17 protein-coding genes are annotated in these 19608 nt (G+C 32.9%); 16 read left to right on the plus strand and 1 reads right to left on the minus strand.

Annotation, left to right across the window (positions count from 1 at the left end):
* Positions 1 to 358: 358 nt before the first annotated feature.
* The 15 genes from DW196_RS06005 to DW196_RS06075 all read left to right on the plus strand — a co-directional run bounded on the left by DW196_RS06005 (position 359) and on the right by DW196_RS06075 (position 17660).
* The gene (locus DW196_RS06005; protein WP_071456474.1) at positions 359 to 625 is read left to right on the plus strand and encodes a phosphocarrier protein HPr; all 267 of its coding nucleotides are present in this window, start codon (positions 359 to 361) and stop codon (positions 623 to 625) included.
* The gene (gene ptsP, locus DW196_RS06010; protein ID WP_071456475.1) at positions 625 to 2346 is read left to right on the plus strand and encodes a phosphoenolpyruvate--protein phosphotransferase; all 1722 of its coding nucleotides are present in this window, start codon (positions 625 to 627) and stop codon (positions 2344 to 2346) included. Before DW196_RS06005 ends, ptsP begins: the two co-directional genes overlap by 1 nt.
* Positions 2347 to 2517: 171 nt before the next feature.
* Positions 2518 to 3546 (plus strand): glycosyltransferase family 4 protein, encoded by a 1029-nt coding sequence (locus tag DW196_RS06015; protein WP_071456476.1) that lies wholly within the window; start codon positions 2518 to 2520, stop codon positions 3544 to 3546.
* Positions 3547 to 4752 (plus strand): glycosyltransferase family 4 protein, encoded by a 1206-nt coding sequence (locus DW196_RS06020; protein WP_071456477.1) that lies wholly within the window; start codon positions 3547 to 3549, stop codon positions 4750 to 4752.
* Between the two features lie 18 nt (positions 4753 to 4770).
* On the plus strand, positions 4771 to 5817 hold the full coding sequence (locus DW196_RS06025) for a lysylphosphatidylglycerol synthase transmembrane domain-containing protein (RefSeq protein WP_118250619.1): 1047 nt from the start codon (positions 4771 to 4773) through the stop codon (positions 5815 to 5817).
* A 108-nt stretch (positions 5818 to 5925) separates the two neighbouring features.
* Positions 5926 to 6792 (plus strand): NAD(P)-dependent oxidoreductase, encoded by an 867-nt coding sequence (locus DW196_RS06030; protein ID WP_118250620.1) that lies wholly within the window; start codon positions 5926 to 5928, stop codon positions 6790 to 6792.
* A gap of 89 nt (positions 6793 to 6881) precedes the next feature.
* Positions 6882 to 7115 carry a YkuJ family protein gene (locus tag DW196_RS06035; RefSeq protein ID WP_071456480.1) on the plus strand — a complete coding sequence of 78 codons (234 nt, stop codon included), beginning with the start codon at positions 6882 to 6884 and terminating at the stop codon, positions 7113 to 7115.
* 75 nt (positions 7116 to 7190) lie between these two features.
* Positions 7191 to 8141, plus strand: a complete 951-nt coding sequence (locus DW196_RS06040; RefSeq protein ID WP_071456481.1) for a hypothetical protein — start codon at positions 7191 to 7193, stop codon at positions 8139 to 8141.
* A 108-nt stretch (positions 8142 to 8249) separates the two neighbouring features.
* Entirely contained in the window at positions 8250 to 9533 is a 1284-nt protein-coding gene (gene tig, locus DW196_RS06045) for a trigger factor (protein ID WP_071456482.1), read from the plus strand.
* Positions 9534 to 9684: 151 nt separating this feature from the next.
* Entirely contained in the window at positions 9685 to 10950 is a 1266-nt protein-coding gene (gene clpX / locus DW196_RS06050; protein ID WP_071456483.1) for an ATP-dependent Clp protease ATP-binding subunit ClpX, read from the plus strand.
* A 210-nt stretch (positions 10951 to 11160) separates the two neighbouring features.
* Entirely contained in the window at positions 11161 to 12060 is a 900-nt protein-coding gene (locus tag DW196_RS06055; protein WP_118250621.1) for a phosphate ABC transporter substrate-binding protein PstS family protein, read from the plus strand.
* Between the two features lie 110 nt (positions 12061 to 12170).
* Positions 12171 to 12878, plus strand: a complete 708-nt coding sequence (locus DW196_RS06060) for a response regulator transcription factor (protein WP_071456485.1) — start codon at positions 12171 to 12173, stop codon at positions 12876 to 12878.
* A complete protein-coding gene (locus DW196_RS06065; RefSeq protein WP_118250622.1) occupies positions 12878 to 14659 on the plus strand; it encodes an ATP-binding protein in 1782 nt (593 codons plus the stop codon). The genes DW196_RS06060 and DW196_RS06065 overlap by 1 nt, the downstream gene beginning before the upstream one ends.
* 89 nt (positions 14660 to 14748) lie before the next feature.
* Entirely contained in the window at positions 14749 to 15189 is a 441-nt protein-coding gene (locus tag DW196_RS06070; protein ID WP_118250623.1) for a CopY/TcrY family copper transport repressor, read from the plus strand.
* 11 nt (positions 15190 to 15200) lie between these two features.
* A complete protein-coding gene (locus DW196_RS06075) occupies positions 15201 to 17660 on the plus strand; it encodes a heavy metal translocating P-type ATPase (RefSeq protein WP_118250624.1) in 2460 nt (819 codons plus the stop codon).
* 24 nt (positions 17661 to 17684) lie between these two features.
* Here the strand turns inward: DW196_RS06075 and DW196_RS06080 are convergent, their stop codons facing one another.
* Entirely contained in the window at positions 17685 to 18254 is a 570-nt protein-coding gene (locus tag DW196_RS06080) for a LysM peptidoglycan-binding domain-containing protein (RefSeq protein ID WP_118250625.1), read from the minus strand.
* 500 nt (positions 18255 to 18754) lie between these two features.
* On the opposite strand from DW196_RS06080, the gene DW196_RS06085 reads away from it, so the two are divergent.
* Positions 18755 to 19567: a hypothetical protein gene (locus tag DW196_RS06085; RefSeq protein WP_071456490.1), complete on the plus strand. Its 813-nt coding sequence runs from the start codon at positions 18755 to 18757 to the stop codon at positions 19565 to 19567.
* Positions 19568 to 19608 lie beyond the last annotated feature (41 nt).

Here is a 19608-nt window from a genome sequence, read left to right on the forward strand (position 1 = left end):
TTGAATATAAGAAGCAAAAATTATGCTCTTTTTATTGATTGAAAAGGTGTAACATTCGTTGAAAATCACTTGTACCAAAAAACGTTTTTTTAACATAAAGTTTGAAATGGCTATTTAGTACACAAAAAAAGGAATATATCAAAATAATTATGAATTAAATTCGAATTATTTTCTGAAATGGAGATGAAAAGTTTATAAAAGCTTTTTAAAGTTCTATAGAGAACATGGGAAAAAAGTTGTAAGTAATAGAAAAACATGGTATTCTTTATCATTGAAAGGGTTATTTTTTTAGGACAATTTTTGTTTAAATAAATAATCCATCATAAAAATTTTTCACATGACAAAGGAGAAGATAATTATGGAAAAAAAAGAATTTCACGTAGTAGCAGATACAGGTATTCACGCTAGACCAGCAACTTTATTGGTGCAAACAGCTAGCAAATTTAGTTCAGATGTTAACTTAGAATATAAAGGTAAATCTGTAAACTTAAAATCAATTATGGGTGTCATGTCTTTAGGTGTTGGCCAAGGTGCTGACGTTACAATTACAGCTGAAGGTGCTGACGAAGCAGACGCAATCGCAGCTATCGAAGAAACAATGAAAAAAGAAGGGCTATCTGAATAATGACTAAACAATTGAAAGGTATTGCAGTTAGTGATGGTATTGCAGTTGCTAAAGCATATCTTTTAGTTGAGCCGGATTTATCATTTGAAAAACGTTCAGTTGAAAACGTTGAAGCCGAAGCAGCACGTCTTTCAGATGCTCTTAGTCAATCAACTAAAGATTTGCAAGCAATCAGAGACAAAGCGGTGAAAACTTTAGGTGAAGAAGAAGCACAAGTTTTTGATGCTCACTTAATGGTTTTATCTGACCCTGAATTAATCAGTGCAATTGAAGGAAATATCAAAGATAACAAAGTTAATGCTGAATCAGCATTAAAAGAAGTTACAGACATGTTTATTGGAATGTTTGAGGCTATGGAAGATAACCCTTACATGCAAGAAAGAGCTGCTGATATTCGTGACGTAACAAAACGTGTTATGAGTCATTTGTTAGGTGTTAAATTACCTGATTTAACAATGATTGACGAAGAAGTCATTATTGTTGCTGAAGATTTAACTCCAAGTGATACAGCACAATTAGATCGTAATTTTGTTCGTGCTTTTGTAACTAATATTGGCGGACGTACATCTCACTCTGCTATCATGGCTCGTTCTTTAGAAATTCCAGCAGTTGTTGGAACAAAAGACATTACTGAGTATGTTGTAGAAGGTGACGTTTTAGCTGTTGATGGAAGTGAAGGAGACGTTATCGTTACCCCAACTGAAGCACAGGTTGCTGATTTTAAAGCAAAAGAAAAAGCATTCAATGAATTGAAAGCTGAATGGGACAAATTAAAACATGCTAAAACAGTGACAGCTGATGGTAAACATTTAGAATTAGCTGGAAATATCGGAACACCTAAAGATTTAGATGGTGTCTTAAGTCATGGTGGAGAGGCAGTTGGTTTATACCGTACTGAATTCTTGTACATGGACTCTCCTGATTTTCCAACTGAAGACGAACAGTTTGAAGCGTATAAAGCTGTCTTGGAAGGTATGGAAGGTAAACCAGTTGTGGTTCGTACGATGGATATTGGTGGGGATAAAGAATTACCTTACTTGAAATTCCCTGAAGAGATGAACCCATTCCTAGGATACCGTGCTATCCGTATTTGTTTAGCCGAAGATCAAATGTTCCGTACACAATTACGTGCATTGCTACGTGCTTCTGTATATGGAAACTTACGTATTATGTTCCCAATGATTGCTACTTTAGCTGAATTTAGAGAAGCTAAAGCGTTGCTTGAAGAAGAAAAAGCTAAATTAGTTGCTGAAGGTGTGGACGTTTCTGATGATATCCAAGTAGGTATTATGATTGAAATTCCAGCTGCGGCAGTAATTGCTGATCGCTTCGCTAAAGAAGTTGATTTCTTTAGTATTGGAACAAATGATTTAATTCAATATACAATGGCAGCAGACCGTATGAACGAACGTGTTTCTTACTTATATCAACCATATAATCCTGCAATTTTACGTTTAATTAAAAACGTCATTGATTCAGCTCATGCTGAAGGTAAATGGGCTGGTATGTGTGGAGAGATGGCTGGAGATCAAACAGCTGTACCATTATTAGTTGGATTAGGATTAGACGAATTTTCTATGAGTGCAACAAGTATCTTACGTACACGTAGTTTAATGAGTCGTCTTGATTCTAAGAAAATGGCAGAATTAGCTGAAAAAGCGATCACAGAATGTGATACGGCTGATGAAGTTGTTGCCTTAGTTGAAGAATATACTAAGTAATGTAATCTGAAAACTATAATTTACTGTTTTTAAACAGTAAATTATAGTTTTTTTTTATTATTACGTGTTAAGATGTATAATGATGTATAAATTTCGATATAAAATGAGTCTGTAGGATGATGAATTGTGGTATTATTTTACGTATTATAGTAGATATTAGGAGTGGATTTTTTGTTAAGGATAAATATGTTTTCATCAGCTGATAAAGTGAAGGGACAGGGAGTTGGTAGTGCTTATACCGAGTTAGTTAATATGCTCAATAAACATTTTTCAACTGAATTTGATATTTCAATTAATAAATATAGTCAAGCAGATATTTCACACTATCATACTGTAGATCCACAATTTTATCTGTCTACTTTTCATAAAAAGAAACGTGGAATAACGATTGGATATGTTCATTTTTTACCAGAAACATTGGAAGGTAGTTTAAATCTTTTCTCACCATTTAAAAAAATATTTGATTGGTATTTAATCAGCTTTTATGGGAGAATGGATCAATTAGTTGTTGTTAATCCAACCTTTATTCCTAAGTTAGTAGCAGCTGGTTTAAAAGAAGAGCGAATTACTTATATTCCAAATTTTGTTTCAAATAAGAAATTTTATGAAGCAACGTCTGAAGAAAAAAAATCATGGCGAGAAAAATATAAGATAGCTGAGGATCGTCTAGTTATTTTAGGAACAGGTCAAATCCAACAAAGAAAAGGAATTGATGATTTTGTTCAATTAGCTATTGATAATCCAGATGTTCAATTTATTTGGGCAGGAGGCTTTTCTTTTGGAAAAATAACAGATGGATATGATCGGTATAAAAAAATATATGATAATCCGCCTGATAACTTATTATTTACTGGAATTGTAGATAGAGAAGAAATTATGCGATTATATAATTTAGCTGATATTTTCTTACTACCTTCCTATAATGAATTATTTCCAATGAGTATTTTAGAAGCTTTTAATTGTGGTACACCTGTCATGTTACGAGATTTAGAATTATACCATGCTATTATTGATAACCAATATATTTCGACACAAGATATTGATGACATGAACGATGCCATTAAAATGATAAGAAAAAACCCAGAAATATTAGAAGACTATCAACAGAAATCAAAAAAATCAGCTTTATATTATAGTGAAGAAAATGTTGCGAAAATCTGGTATGACTACTATAAAAAGAATGCTAAGGAGGAGAAATAAGTGAAAATAGGTTTTTTTACGGATACATATTTTCCTCAAGTTAGTGGAGTATCGACTTCAATAAAAACACTTAAAGATGAACTTGAGAAATTAGGGCATGACGTGTATATTTTCACCACAACAGATCCCGATGCAAAAGAAGTAGAATCAAGAATCATACGAATGCCTAGTATTCCGTTTGTTTCATTTAAAGATAGGCGTGTTGTGATAAGGGGAATGTTGTATGCCTATCATATTGCTAAAGAAATCGACTTAGATATTGTACACACGCATACAGAATTTGGAGTGGGAGTCTTAGGTAAACAAACAGCTAAAGCGTTAAATATTCCTGTCGTTCACACATATCATACTATGTATGAAGATTATCTACATTATATAGCGAAGGGAAAAGTATTGAAACCCGTACATGTTAAGCAATTATCGAAATTATATACTAATCATATGTCAGGTATTATTTGCCCTAGTCAACGTGTGGTAACTAAATTAAAAGAGTATGGAATAGAACGTCCGATGTCTGTTATCCCGACAGGAATAAACGTGTCACAATTTAAACCGGTAGAGGAAAAATTAATTAACGAAGTAAAGGAGCAGTATCAGATAAATTCTAACGATTGTTTATTACTTTCTGTGAGCCGTATATCTTATGAGAAGAATATTCAAACTATTATAAGTGGCTTATCGAAGGTTGTGGAAGAATTACCGCATGTAAAACTTTTAGTTGTTGGTGATGGACCATTTAAGAGTAAACTAGAAAAACAAGTGGAAGAGTTATCACTCACAGACTATGTCATTTTTGCAGGCGAGATTCCTAATAAAGATATTGCACCATTTTATCAGGCTGCTGATTATTTTGTCAGTGCTTCAGACTCTGAAACACAAGGATTGACGTATACAGAAGCTATGGCGGCAAAAACAAAAGTTGTAGCAAAAGGAAATGAATATTTAGATGATTTACTTAATGATAAAAGTTTAGGTGTCACTTATGCCGATAATGTCGATTTTGCTGATACACTAATTGATTATATAAGAGAAGACATTGTATCAGATCAAGAAGTATTAAAAGATAAATTATACGATATTTCAAGCGAGGCATTCGGTAAAAAAGTTGAAGACTTTTATCAGAAAGCACTTATATATTTTGAAGAAAGACATCAAGGTTATGAAGAAGATAGTAGCATCTATTCATTAAAATTATTTAAAAAGTAGTGTGATAGGAGGAACTCTATGACCAAAAAAAATAGGTGGTACCTAATATTAGCGGTCATTTTAGGTCTAATAGTAATTGGAAACGAAATGAAAAAGGTCAGCTTAGAAGATATGGCAGCAGAGTTTTCTAGTATAAATTGGTGGTGGATAGTTGTTTCTATCTTATGTGTCCTTGTTTATTGGGGGATAGAAGCTAAAATAGTTCAAGTGTTGTTAAAAAGAAGCAATCCGTCATTTAGCTTTTCAACAAGCTATCGAATCCCATTGATTGAACATTTATTCAATGCGATTACCCCGTTTTCTACCGGCGGACAACCAGCACAAATAATAGCAATGGCTAAATTTGGTGTTGATACAGGAGTTGCAACATCAGTCAGTTTAATGAAATTTGTTGTGTATCAAGTTTGGGTAGTTATCAATTTTCTCATTTGTTTAATCGGTGGCTATAGCTTTTTATCCAGTAGTTTATCAAAATTAAAGATACTTATTTTATTAAGTTTCATTATTCATTTTGTGATTGTGATCGGTTTATTAATGATTATGTACTGGTATTCATTTACTAGAAAATTAGTAGATATCATATTTAAAGGTATTCGACTGTTTGCTAAGGGTGAAAAAATTGATGCACTCTATCAGAAAACCATTGAAAAAATGGATACATTTTATGAAGAAAGTCGTTATATGCGAGAGCAACCGGTATTGATGTTTAAAGTAAGCGTACTGACTATTTTACAGTTAGTATCTTACTATATTATCCCATACTTCATTTTATATGGGTTAGGTATTAAGGAAATGAGTATTTTCCATGTGGTTGTGCTTCATGCGTTTATTACCATGCTAATATCGTTATTTCCTGTCCCAGGAGGAACTGGTGGGGCTGAATATAGTTTTAGTTTATTATTTGGAACCTTCACCTTATCCCAAAGTAAGTTAGTGTTAGCAATTTTTCTTTGGCGAGGGGTCACATATTATTTAGGAATTATTCTAGGATTGGTAGCATTAACCTTCCATCAGAATGGACAGCCTAAAGTTAAGAAACGTGCCAATCTAGATGCATCCGAGTAACATCTTGGATGTTTTTTTTATTCCGTAAAAAACAAGTGATATGACTTTATTAAATAAATTAGTTTTCTTATAATGGAGAGAGACAAACTTATTAGATGGGGTGAGGATATGGAAACAATCGGATTTATCGGAACAGGTGTCATGGGAGCATCAATCGTTAAGCATTTACTAAAAGCAGGCTATTCAGTCAACGTATACAATCGCACAAAATCAAAAACAGATGAATTGGTTAAAGAAGGTGCTATTTGGCAAGATACACCAAAAGACGTGACAAATAAAAGTGACGTTATTTTTTCAATGGTTGGTTATCCAAAAGACGTTGAAGAGATTTATTATGGAGAAAATGGTGTGTTCTCAGGAAAAGTAGATGGAAAAATTGTAATAGATATGACGACAAGTACACCATCTTTAGCTAAAAAAATTGAAGAAACTGCGGTGGAACTTGGAGCTGAAAGTTTGGATGCGCCAGTATCAGGTGGAGACTTAGGAGCTAAAAAGGGTACTCTAACTACTATGGTTGGTGGTAAGAAGGAAGTTTATGACAAAGTTGAGCCGATACTGAATGTTTTCAGTAGTAAAGTGAATTTACAAGGTAAAGCTGGAAGTGGTCAACATACTAAAATGGCAAACCAAATCATGATCGCAGGGACTATGACAGGTATGACAGAATTATTGGTTTATGCTAAGTCAGCAGGTTTAGACCTAGCAAAAGTATTGGATACAGTTGGTGGGGGAAGTGCAGCTAACTGGTCTTTAGCAAACTATGCACCAAGAATTTTAAAAGAAGATTTTACGCCAGGATTTTTTGCGAAACACTTTTTAAAAGATTTAAATATTGCATTAGAAGAAGCTGAGAAAATGTCAATTGAGTTACCAGCGACAAAAGAAGCTAGAAACCTTTATCAGGCATTAGTTGACCAAGGTTTTGAAAATGATGGAACACAAGCGTTGATTAAACTTTGGTGGGATATTTAAAAAAGTTATAAAATGAGGCATTTTTTCAATGCATGTTAGGTATGTTTCTGTTACAATAAAACAGAAGAAATGCGAAGGAGGCTAGCTCTATGAAAAGTTCACAGTTAGCAGCAATTATTAAACGATTGAATGCAATGGTGGAATCTAGCGACAATGAGGTACAAGTTCGTCGATTTGAAAGAGAAGGACAAGAGCGATGCATCGTGACGTTTGATGGGAATAGCGAGATGTTTGAATTAACAGAAGCAGGTTCTCAAGAAGTCTATCAATTTGATGACATTGATTTAGTCACTTTAGAAATTTTTGAATTATTACAAGACTAACGATTAAAAAGTGTGCACGGATGTGTTGCACTTTTTTTTTATGATTATTTAGAATAAAAAAGGAGGTTAGATAAGATGGGTGATACAATTGAATTTCCTAACGAATTAGAACGTCTTTTGTATTTAGGAAAAAAATATTATGACCAACAGGACTATTTAAAATCTTTAGAGTGTTTTAAAGGGCATTATCAAGAAGAGTTAACACTAGAAGTAAATACTTATCTTGTAAAAATATCATTAAAACTAGGGCAGATTGATGAAGCATTAGATTATGTCAAAGAGTTCGAACAAGACTATCGAAACCACGAAAGGCTTCAACCAATCTATTTGGATGTTTTGTTAAAGAAACGATTATTTTTACAAGTTGAAAAATGGTTCGTTCAACTAAATGAGAGTCATCAATTAAAAGATGCGTTTAAAGATACACTAGATAAAACACAAGACTATTGGACAATGGTAGATAATAACGAGTATCGACATCATGTTTCTCGTTGTCAAAACTTGGTTAATGAAGAGATGGTTCAACAAATTAAGTTGGCAAAAGAATGTGATTACTTAACAAAAGCAGATTTTATCGAAATAGTCACTAAACGTATTTTGTGTGATGACCAGGTTTCTATTTTTATTAGAAATCAATTTATTGATGAACTCGTTCAATTAAAAGAGAAATCAACAGTTGAAGTACTTACGGTATTTAATCAGTTAGTGACGGTTAATCTAGATGATACGGATCGATTGATGCCTACAATTTTGACACATCCTTTGTATCAAAAGTTATCTCACTATATGGAAGATAACTATACAAGCCAAGAGCAAATGGTATTGGGTGTTTTAAAAGCTCACTTAGGTATGATGTATCCATGTTTAGAACGGTGTATTGTTAATGTAGATGATTGGTTACAAGCTTATTTAATCTATTTCGGTTTTGATCTAACATTAGATAACAGAGTAGAAGAACGAGCTATGCATATTTTATCTAGCATTCAACACTTAGATACTATCATGATGAATACGATGACAAAATAGTGAGTTGTTAGTGAAAAATGTTTACAATTAAAGGTCTTTAGTGTAAGATTGTATGGTATGAAATAGTGTAAAAACTATTAACGAATAGATAACTTGGAGGTACATTATATGTCTACAAAATGGGAAAAAAAAGGAACAAACGATGGTGTTTTAACGTTTGAAGTTTCTACAGAACATATTGAAAAAGGGTTAAAAGCAGCGTTTGATCGTGTGAAGAAAGATTTAAACGTGCCAGGATTCCGTAAAGGGAAAGTACCTCGCCAAATGTTTAACCAAATGTATGGTGAAGAAGCACTTTATGAAGATGCATTAAACTTTGTTCTACCTGAACTTTATGAAGCAGCAATTGAAGAAGCGGGAATTGAGCCAGTTGCTCAACCAAAAATCAATGTTGAATCAATGGAAAAAGGTCAACCATGGGTTATCACAGCAGAAGTTGTTGTAAAACCTGAAGTTAAATTAGGTGACTACAAAAACTTAACAGTTCCCAAACAAGACCGCTCAGTAACGGATGAAGAAGTTGAAGAAAACTTAGCTCAAAAACAACAATCACAAGCAGAATTAGTGATTAAAGAAGCTGCTGCTGAAAATGGCGACACAGTGGTTATTGACTTTGAAGGATTCAAAGATGATGTGGCATTTGAAGGTGGAAAAGGTGAGAACTATTCATTAGAATTAGGTTCTAACTCATTCATCCCAGGCTTTGAAGAACAATTAGTTGGGACTAAAGCTGGAGATGAAGTGGAAGTTAAAGTAACTTTCCCAGAAGAATACCAAGCTGAAGATTTAGCTGGACAAGAAGCTGTATTCAAAGTAACAGTTCATGAAGTAAAAGCAAAAGAATTACCAGAATTAGATGATGAATTTGCTAAAGATGTTGATGACGAAGTTGAAACACTAGCAGAATTAAAAGAAAAAATCAAAGCTGAATTAGTGGCATCTAAAGAAGCTGCAGCTGAAGCAGCAATCGAAGAAGCAGCAATTTCTCAAGCAGTTGAAAATGCTGAAATCGTTGAATTACCAGAAGTAATGGTTCACGATGAAGTTCACCGTGGTATGAATGAATTTTTATCAAACATGCAAAATCAAGGGATTTCACCTGAATTATATTACCAAATCAGTGGAACAACTGAAGCAGACTTGCATAAACAATTTGAGGGTGAAGCTGAAACACGTGTTAAAACTAACTTAGTGATTGAAGCAATCGTTGAAGCTGAAAAATTTGACGTAACTGACGAAGATATTCAAGCTGAGATTGATGATTTAGCATCTCAATACAACATGGAGGCTTCAGCTGTAAGAAATGCTTTATCAGATGAAATGTTAACTCATGATATTAAGATGAAACGTGCTGTTGATGCTATCGTCAAAACAGTAAAAGAAGAAGCTTAGGAAAGACCCAAAAGACAAGGTGTATGTGCCTTGTCTTTGTTTTTTCTTTTTTAATGCATTGTCTAGTAGAGTATGTTATTATAAACAAGATGATGAGACTTTTGGTTAAATAGACCTTAAATGAGGTCTTTTTTCAATTAGGAGGGAAAACATGTACGACAATACAGGTGAAAATAACGAAGTACGCTGTTCGTTTTGCGGAAAATCTCAAGATGAAGTGAAGAAATTAGTCGCAGGACCTGGAGTATATATATGTAACGAGTGTATTGACTTATGCAAAGAAATTATTGATGAAGAGATGCAAGATGAGATAGTATCTGATTTAATCAATGTTTTAAAACCAAAAGAAATATTAGATGTGTTAAATGAATATGTTGTGGGTCAAGAAAGAGCAAAAATTGTACTATCAGTTGCTGTATACAACCACTACAAGCGAGTGCAACAAATGGCAATCGATGAAGATAATGAAGAAGTTGATGAAGTAGAACTTCAAAAAAGTAATATTTGTTTGATTGGACCAACTGGATCTGGGAAAACATTTTTAGCACAAACGCTTGCTAAAACATTAAATGTCCCCTTTGCTATTGCAGACGCAACTAGTTTAACTGAAGCTGGATATGTTGGGGAAGATGTTGAAAACATTCTTTTAAAGTTATTGCAAGCAGCTGACTTTAATGTTGAAAAAGCACAACGCGGAATTATCTACATTGATGAAATTGATAAAATTGCTAGAAAAAGTGAAAATGTATCCATTACACGTGATGTTTCTGGTGAAGGTGTACAACAAGCCTTACTTAAAATATTAGAAGGAACCGTTGCTAGTGTGCCGCCTCAAGGAGGACGCAAACATCCTCAACAAGAATTAATTCAGATTGATACATCTGAAATTTTATTCATTGTTGGTGGAGCATTTGATGGTATCGAAACGATCGTAAAAGAACGCTTAGGTGAGAAAGTGATTGGATTTGGCTCAACTAATAAAAACAAACGAGATGAAGAAAAAAGTATTATGTCACAAATCATTCCAGAAGATTTACTAAAATTTGGTTTGATTCCTGAATTTATTGGTCGATTACCTGTCACAGCATCTCTTGAAAAATTAACACGTGAAGATTTGGTTAGAATTTTAACTGAACCTAAAAACGCATTAGTGAAACAATATAAAAAATTATTATCATTAGATGATGTTGAATTGGAATTTACACCAGGTGCGTTAGAAGCAATTGCAAATCAGGCAATTGAACGTGATACTGGAGCTCGTGGGCTTCGTTCAATCATTGAGCATGTGATGATGGGAATTATGTATGAAATTCCAACTCGTGAAGATGTTGAGAAAGTCATTATCACTAAAGAAGCTGTTGAAAGTGATTTAGAACCTGAATTGAAATTAAAAGCTTCAAAAAAAGAAAGCAAGTAAAATTGCTTTCTTTTTTTTGTCATAATTGTTTAGATTGACGTAAATATTGTTATAAAATTTACGTTCTTTTGAAGAAAATTGAAAATTTTAGCCATTTTCAATTAGTTTACCTTTATTTTACAATTTCAAGACTATAAACTTTACAAAAGATTGTTACACTCTGTTTGTACAAATAATACAAACAAATAACTTTTAAGGAGTTTTGAAAAAATGAAGAAAAAATTATTATCAGTCATTACAGTAGGAGCTTTATTTACATTGGTGGGATGTGGCAGTGGAGATAACGCTGATAGCAGTTTATCTGGAAATAGTTCTGATAAATCATCCTCATCAAAAAAAGTTGACATTACATCAGTTGGATCAACAGCTTTACAACCATTAGTAGAAAAAGTAGCTGAAATCTATATGACTGATAATCCAAATTATACAATCACTGTTCAAGGTGGGGGCAGTGGTACTGGCTTAACTCAAGTATCAACAGGTGCGGTAGACATTGGTAACTCAGATGTCTATGCAGAAGAAAAAGATGGAATCGATGCGTCTAAAATTGAAGATCACAAAATTGCAGTAGTTGGTGTTGCACCAGTGGTTAACAAAGACGTCGGTGTTAAAAATATTACATCAGAACAATTAAAAGATATCTTTACTGGTAAAGTGACTAATTGGAAAGAAGTTGGTGGAAAAGATCAAAAGATTGAATTAATCAATCGTGCAGCTGGAAGTGGTACTCGTGCAACTTTTGAAAAGTGGGGGATTGGTGGAGCTAAAGCAGCTAAGGGACAAGAACAAGACTCTTCAGGTACAGTTAGAAAAATCGTTTCTGAAACACCAGGAGCAATTAGCTATTTAGCATTTTCTTATATTGATGACAGTATTTTAGGACTTTCAATTGATGACGTTGAACCTAAAGATGAAAAAGTTGTAGACAATTCATGGAAAATTTGGGCTTATGAGCATATGTATACACAAAAAGATGCAAGTAAAGATGTACTAGCTTTCCTTGATTACATGAAATCAGATGATGTACAAAAAAATGTGGTTAATGAATTAGGTTATATTGCTATATCAGATATGAAGGTAGAACGTGATTTGGATGGAAATATTAAATAAGTGAATCATGAGTCATCTTCCTTCCGTATACTCCTAATTCCCTCTATTTATATTAACTTATGATATAATGGAACAAATTAAATAGGATAAGGAAGGGACGTATACAAGGAATGAAACGAATTTTAGTAGTTGATGATGAACAATCAATTACAACACTATTAAAGTATAATTTAGAAAAAGAAAACTTTGAAGTTGATGTTGTTCACGATGGTGAAGCAGCAATAGATTATGCCATGTCAAATAAGTATAGTTTTATTATATTAGATCTGATGTTACCTAAAATTAATGGATTTGATGTGACAAAAAAATTACGAAAAGAAAAAGTAAGTACACCGATTATTATGTTAACGGCAAAAGATGAAACAATCGATAAGATTATTGGACTTGAAATAGGTGCAGATGACTATATAACAAAGCCGTTTAGTCCAAGAGAGTTGATTGCCAGACTCCGTGCTGTAGAAAGGCGTTTAGAAAATAAATCTGATGATCTAGAAACATCTAGTCTTGATAATAATCAACTAATTATAGGAGAATTAATCGCTTATCCGAGAGATTACAAAGTCTTAAAACGAAATATTGAAGTTAATCTGACTAAAAAAGAGTTTGAATTGTTGATCTATTTTATGGAACGTCAAAATCGAATTATCGGCAGAGATGAGTTGATGTTATCCGTTTGGAAAGACGATATGTATCATCTATCACGAACAGTTGATATTCATGTTAGTCACTTACGAGAAAAAATAGAGGATGATGCGAAAAGTCCTAAATATATTAAGACAGTGAGAGGATTTGGGTATAAATTCCAGGAGCCAGAATAATGAAACAATTACAAAAAGTCATTAAGCCAGTTTGGATTATCGTTGTAACAATTATACTCGTTTTAGTAGGTGGTTATTATACCACCTACTTTTTTAAGAAAGACGTAATTGAGCAACAAACTAAGCAATTATCTAGAGAAATACAAATGCTAGAACCATTCATATCAGATGGTACAAGGATAATTATCGATGAAGTGAGGTTAGAAAAAAGTATTGGAAATCATGAACGATTAACGATTATGGATGAGCATGGCGATATTTTGTATGATTCTTCAAAAAATAATTTGGTAAAAACAACAAGAAAGAATCGTCCAGAAATAAAAGAAATACTCGAAGAAGGGAAATCGGAAGCTGTTGCTATTCGAAATAGTGATACAGTTAATGAAAAATTAATTTATGTATCTAGACGAATTGAGAAGGATAATAAATTAATCGGAATTGTAAGATTATCTGAAACATATCAGGGAATTTCTCAATATGTCGAAAATTTCCAACGAATTGTTATTTCTATTATGATTCTGTTGTTTGTTGCCATCCTTGTTATGGGATATTACATTCGTCGTCAAACGAACAAACCAATTCAATTTATGCTGCCCATTTTAAGACAAGCAATTCAGAATCCAGAGAAAAAACAAAAGGTTCTAGACGCACCAGGAGAATGGCGTGAACTCTATCAAACGGTGTATGAATTAATGGAAGAAACGAATTTACTGTATTATAAGCAGTTAAAAAATGAAGAGACACTGCATTTTTTATTTGAAAACTTAGATATCGGTATTTTTATTTTAAATGACAGTTTAGAATTGACTCTTGCTAATCGAGTGATTGAAGAGATGTTTCATAAAAAATGGACCGTTTCTCCATATGATAAATGGTTTAATGAACCGACTTTGAATGAATTGATTCTACAAGCATATGAAACTGGAGAGCCCATTCAAGGCGAGATTCGTATTGAAAAACCACTGACACAAGACTTAAAGATAGTTATTCGACAATTATCGATTGAAAATAATGAGTATGTTGGGATTATTTATGATGTCACGGAAGTAAGACAAGTTGAGCGGTTTCATGAAGATTTTATTAGCAATATTTCTCATGAATTAAAAACACCAACGACATCTATCATTGGTTTTTCTGAAACACTGTTAGCTGGTGCTAAAGATGATCCTGAAGCAAGCAAAGAGTTTTTAACAATCATTGAACGTGAAGCACAGCGATTAATGAATTTAATTCAAACCATTATGATGTTGTTGAAAACAGAAAAAGATATTTATATAATGGACTCATTTGTCGTTCATCCTAAACTTGTTGTAGAAGATGAAATTGATCGTTACCGATTCAAAGCCTATGATAAAAATATCACAGTGATTTTTGATTGTCATGTTTCAGATGATTTAGTTATACCAAATGATTCATTTCAAATTATTGTCAAGAATTTATTAGAAAATGCGATTGAGTATTCTGAGGATAATAGTAAAATATTTGTTTATTTAACACAAACGAATAATGAATTAATTTTAAAAGTTGAAGACACAGGAATAGGTATTTCTGAAAAAGATCAAAAACGTATTTTTGAAAGATTTTATCGTGTTAGTCACTCAAGACAACGTAATAGCGGTGGCTCTGGTTTAGGGCTATCTCTAGTGCAACACTATGCTACTATTTTAGGTGGTCGTGTGAAACTTGTTAGTGAGTTGGGTGAAGGAACAACGGTGATTGTGAAAATGAATTTAGACGTGTTAAAATCTAAATACGAAGAAAAGCAATTAAGAAATAGTTAGTAGCTATTTCTTTTTTTATTTCCTTATCGTTGACAAATGTAGACGATAGGTTTATAGTGTACTTATAAAATAATTAAGGGAGTGAATTCATGGTAACCAAAGAGAAACATGTTTCCATTACTCAAGCAGAGTGGGAAATAATGAAAGTTGTTTGGGCAAATGATTCAGTCACTAGTCGATTTGTTTTAGATATATTAGGAGATAAGATGGAATGGAGTATGTCGACAGTCAAAACATTATTGGCAAGACTTGTAGATAAAGAATATTTAACTACTCAAAAAAATGGTAAGCAATTTATTTATGAAGCATTAGTGAATGAAGAAGTTGCAGTCAATACTTTATTAGAGCAAGATTTAGACAAAATTTGTCAAAAGAAAAAAGGCCGAATGATTTGTCAATTAATAGAAGAACAAGAGTTATCAGAACAAGATATTGATAATTTAGTTGATTTGTTAACGGTAAAAAAAAGAAATGCACCAAAAAAATTAGCGTGTAATTGTGTCGTTGGTCAGTGTAATTGTCATAAGTGAGGTGTATACAAATGGAAAAAAGAATTATTTTGCCAGTAGAAGGAATGAGCTGTGCATCTTGTTCGAGTACAGTAGAAAAAGTTGTATCAAAACTCTCAGGTGTAAAAAAAGCCAGTGTTAATTTGGCTACTGAAAAATTAGATGTAACCTATGATACAGATTTTTTAAAAGAAGAAGATATCGCTAAAGCGGTGAAAGATGCAGGGTATGATATTGTTGAACAATACGTGTCGGCGACATTTGATATTGAAGGAATGAGTTGTGCATCCTGTTCAAGTACAGTTGAAAAAGCTGTCAGTAAGATGGATGGAGTAAAAGAAGTATCTGTTAATTTAGCAACAGAAAGTATGACACTTTTATTTAATTCAGCCGTCACATCAAAAGAAGATATTATTAACGTTGTATCTGATGCTGGATACTCAGCAACTGATAGAGAAGTAGAGAAAGGCAGTACAGAGACAAAAGAAGATAATAAAGAAAAACACATAAAAGTTATGTGGAAGAGATTTATTTCTTCAGCACTTTTCACTGTGCCACTACTTTATATCTCAATGGGGCATATGGTTGGTCTACCTTTACTAACAGTTATTGATCCGATTCATTCACCAGTAGCATTTGCGTTAATCCAATTGGTTTTAACAATTCCCGTTATCGCAATAGGATGGTCATTTTTTACGGTAGGTTTTAAAGCATTAGTCAAAAGACATCCTAATATGGATTCCCTTGTAGCATTAGGAACAAGTGCTGCCACACTTTATAGTATCTATGGGACAATTCAAGTGATTTTAGGAGATAGTAGCTTTGCAATGAATCTGTATTATGAATCGGCCGCAACTATTCTGACTTTAATTACACTTGGAAAATATTTTGAAGCTGTGTCAAAAGGGAAAACATCTGAGGCGATTAAAACTCTAATAAATCTCGCACCAAAAACAGCATCCGTAATTCGTGATGATGTAGAAGTTAGTATTCCAGTTGAAGAAGTGGTCTTAGGGGATGTATTAATCGTGCGTCCGGGTGAAAAAATCCCTGTGGATGGCGAGATTATTTCAGGAAATAGTGCAGTAGATGAATCAATGATTACTGGTGAGAGTATTCCAGTTGAGAAAAAAGTCGGAGATAATGTGGTTAGTGCTAGTTTGAATAAAACAGGAAGTTTTAAATTTAGAGCGACTAGAGTTGGACAAGATACAACATTATCACAAATTATCAAATTAGTTGAAGAAGCACAAGGATCTAAAGCACCGATTGCGCAATTAGCTGATAAAGTATCTGGAGTATTTGTTCCGATTGTTATTGTCTTAGCGATTGTATCAGGCTTGTTATGGTATTTTTTAGGACAAGAATCATGGATTTTTGCTCTAACTATAACCATTTCTGTTTTAGTTATCGCTTGTCCATGTGCGTTAGGTCTCGCAACACCAACAGCTATTATGGTTGGAACAGGTAAGGGTGCTGAAAATGGTATTTTGATAAAAAGTGGTGAAGCACTAGAAATAGCTCACCAACTCGATACTATAGTATTTGATAAAACTGGAACAATCACAGAAGGCAAGCCTGTTGTAACAGACGTTTTAGTATTTGATGAGTTAAGTGAACATGATATTCTTCAGTTAACTGCTTCAGCAGAAGTTCATTCTGAACACCCATTAGGACAAGCGATTGTTGAAAAAGCAAAAGAGATGGCAATTGATTTATTATCAATTTCTGATTTCTTAGCGATACCAGGTCAAGGACTTACTGTTTCAGTTGAGGGCATTTCGTATTTTATTGGAAATAAACGTTTAATGACTGAGCAAAAAATCAATTTAGATGACAAAAAAGAAACAGTTAATAGATTAGCACAAGAGGGTAAAACACCGATGTATGTGGCAACTAAACAAAAAGTAATTGGGATTGTTGCAGTAGCTGATCCGATTAAACCAAGTAGCATTAAAGCTATTACAACATTAAAAAAATTAGGAAAACAAGTGGTGATGTTAACGGGAGATAATGAGTTGACAGCCGAAGCAATCGCTAGTCAAGTAGGTATTGATACAGTTGTCAGTGAGGTATTGCCAGAAGATAAAGCAAATCAAGTGGCACGATTGCAAAAACAAGGTAAGAAAGTTGGTATGGTTGGTGATGGGATTAATGATGCACCAGCATTGGCTCAAGCAGACATCGGGTTAGCAATTGGTAATGGAACAGATGTGGCGATTGAATCTGCCGATGTTGTGCTAATGAATGATGATTTAAAAAGTGTCGCAACAGCAATAGAGCTATCTGATGCGACAATGAGAAATATTAAAGAAAATCTTTTCTGGGCATTTGGATACAATATATTAGGTATTCCTGTAGCAATGGGTGTGTTACATTTATTTGGCGGCCCACTACTTAACCCTATGATTGCAGGAGCTGCGATGAGTTTTAGTTCCGTTTCTGTTTTATTGAATGCACTTCGTTTAAAAAGATTTAAACCAAAACAATAAAAAAAACCTCAAATGAGGTTTTTTTTAGTACCAACCGTTATTCATCCAAAATGCTTGAGCGTTTTCCCATGAACCATAACGACCAGCAACATATTGATCTGCAACACGTTCTTGGTTTGCTGGAGAGTAGTCACCATTTAAATAACTTGGGTCTAATTGGTAACGTCCGATATGGTATCCATTAGTTGCGTTATAGTCACCACCTGATTCTTTTTGAGCAATCCATTCTTTTGCATTAGAAGTCGTAGCAGGAGCTGAAGATACAGCCGCTTGAGTTTCTTGTTGTGGTGCAACATAAGTGTTTTCTTCTTGTACAGGTTCAGAAGAAACAGCTGATGCTTCAACAGGTGTTTCTGTTTTTACATCTGTTTTAATGGTTAGTTCTTGACCAGGGAAGATCATATTCACATTTTTAATGTTATTGTCTTTAGCAATTTGTTCGATGTTGTTGTTTGAGCCAAAAAATTCTAATGAGATAGAAGAAAGAGTATCTCCATTTTTTACAGTGTATACAGAGTCAGCAAGTACAGTTGTACTGAATAATAGTCCTAATGCAAATGTGCTACCAAATATTAATGTTTTTAGTGATTTCATAAATTTAAAAATCTCCTTTTAAAATTGTTTTAATTTATTTCGTTGATATCCAACGACAAGATATACTTTACCATCGAATCATATTTCTTAGGTGAAAGAATGAGTGAAATTTGGTAACAAGATATAGTTTAATATTACAATTTTTGACATATAGAAATATTTGTTTGTTCATAATATGTAATGAACTAGAAAATGTTTTTTTGCTACTTATTTAACATAAAATGACTAAAATATTTTTTTTTATGTAATAAAAACAATCTAATATGATAATTTTTGAGTGAAATTGTTAATTGTTTTTCATTATAAGTTATTATAATAAACTGATAATTATTACAGATGTTACTAAGTTAATTTGTTTTGTTACATTGTTGTCTTTTTATAAAACCATCGAATAAGTGAAAAAAATGATAAAATTGTTGATTTATTTATAAAATCTTTTGTAAAACCAGTTATTTTTGAATATACTGTATGTAGTAGATATTGAAGGGGGATTGGTTAGTATGTTAGTGGATTCAAATTTACCCATTGAAAGAGATAAATTACAAAATAGATTTGCTAGACTAGTAAAGGAAGACAATGATATCATTGGAGCCTATTTTAGTGGCTCAATTGGTAATAAAACGGAAGATTTTTATTCTGATATTAATGCACGTATTATTCTAAAACCAGGTATTCAAATAGAGCAAAAGCAACGTGAGATTATTCGCTCAATTGGCGATTATCTATTTATCGAATTATTTGATTATAATCATTCGATTATTCATTATGCAACATTTATCAAACTTGATTTGATGGTATATACATTAGAAATGTTAGAGCCTAGTATTTTATATAAACATATTGAGATTATTAAAGATGATGGGACTTTAACTGAGTTACATAATCTATCAAAGGATATGCAATATGTTGTGACGCAAGAAGTCTTTGATCATATATTAAATCAATACTATGCAGATTATTTTAATTTATATCGTGCATGGAGAAGAAATGAAAGTAATCATATCGAGTCAATTGTTTTGTCTATTAAACAACATCTGGTATCAATGTGGTACTTATCAAAAGGTACTGAGCCAAATATAGATGACGATTGGCGAAACTATGAAGGTGAAAAATCTCGATTGTCTCATTTAGAAAAAGAATTCATATTATCTTATACACCTTTTGATATTAAGGAAATAGAAGTATTTACCAATAAAATTGCTATCTTGATGTTAGAAGCAAGTGAAAAAGTTGCCGTATATGATGATTTATTTTTTTCAAGACCTAATTTCATGAAAGTTCATGATCGGATTTCTTTTACAGATGAAATATAAAAAATCCTTAAAGTCGATTAAACGGCTTTAAGGATTTTTTA

The sequence above is a fragment of the Vagococcus sp. AM17-17 genome (genome assembly GCF_003471765.1).
Classification (GTDB): domain Bacteria; phylum Bacillota; class Bacilli; order Lactobacillales; family Vagococcaceae; genus Vagococcus; species Vagococcus teuberi.

Excerpts from the sequence above, each read along its gene's own strand:
- clpX (WP_071456483.1), top strand. The coding sequence starts at position 9,685 with ATGTACGACAATACAGGTGAAAATAACGAAGTACGCTGTTCGTTTTGC.
- DW196_RS06060 (WP_071456485.1), top strand. The coding sequence starts at position 12,171 with ATGAAACGAATTTTAGTAGTTGATGATGAACAATCAATTACAACACTA.
- DW196_RS06025 (WP_118250619.1), top strand. The coding sequence starts at position 4,771 with ATGACCAAAAAAAATAGGTGGTACCTAATATTAGCGGTCATTTTAGGT.
- DW196_RS06035 (WP_071456480.1), top strand. The coding sequence starts at position 6,882 with ATGAAAAGTTCACAGTTAGCAGCAATTATTAAACGATTGAATGCAATG.
- ptsP (WP_071456475.1), top strand. The coding sequence starts at position 625 with ATGACTAAACAATTGAAAGGTATTGCAGTTAGTGATGGTATTGCAGTT.
- DW196_RS06030 (WP_118250620.1), top strand. The coding sequence starts at position 5,926 with ATGGAAACAATCGGATTTATCGGAACAGGTGTCATGGGAGCATCAATC.
- DW196_RS06070 (WP_118250623.1), top strand. The coding sequence starts at position 14,749 with ATGGTAACCAAAGAGAAACATGTTTCCATTACTCAAGCAGAGTGGGAA.
- DW196_RS06085 (WP_071456490.1), top strand. The coding sequence starts at position 18,755 with ATGTTAGTGGATTCAAATTTACCCATTGAAAGAGATAAATTACAAAAT.
- DW196_RS06080 (WP_118250625.1), bottom strand. The coding sequence starts at position 18,254 with ATGAAATCACTAAAAACATTAATATTTGGTAGCACATTTGCATTAGGA.
- DW196_RS06040 (WP_071456481.1), top strand. The coding sequence starts at position 7,191 with ATGGGTGATACAATTGAATTTCCTAACGAATTAGAACGTCTTTTGTAT.
- tig (WP_071456482.1), top strand. The coding sequence starts at position 8,250 with ATGTCTACAAAATGGGAAAAAAAAGGAACAAACGATGGTGTTTTAACG.
- DW196_RS06075 (WP_118250624.1), top strand. The coding sequence starts at position 15,201 with ATGGAAAAAAGAATTATTTTGCCAGTAGAAGGAATGAGCTGTGCATCT.
- DW196_RS06065 (WP_118250622.1), top strand. The coding sequence starts at position 12,878 with ATGAAACAATTACAAAAAGTCATTAAGCCAGTTTGGATTATCGTTGTA.
- DW196_RS06055 (WP_118250621.1), top strand. The coding sequence starts at position 11,161 with ATGAAGAAAAAATTATTATCAGTCATTACAGTAGGAGCTTTATTTACA.
- DW196_RS06005 (WP_071456474.1), top strand. The coding sequence starts at position 359 with ATGGAAAAAAAAGAATTTCACGTAGTAGCAGATACAGGTATTCACGCT.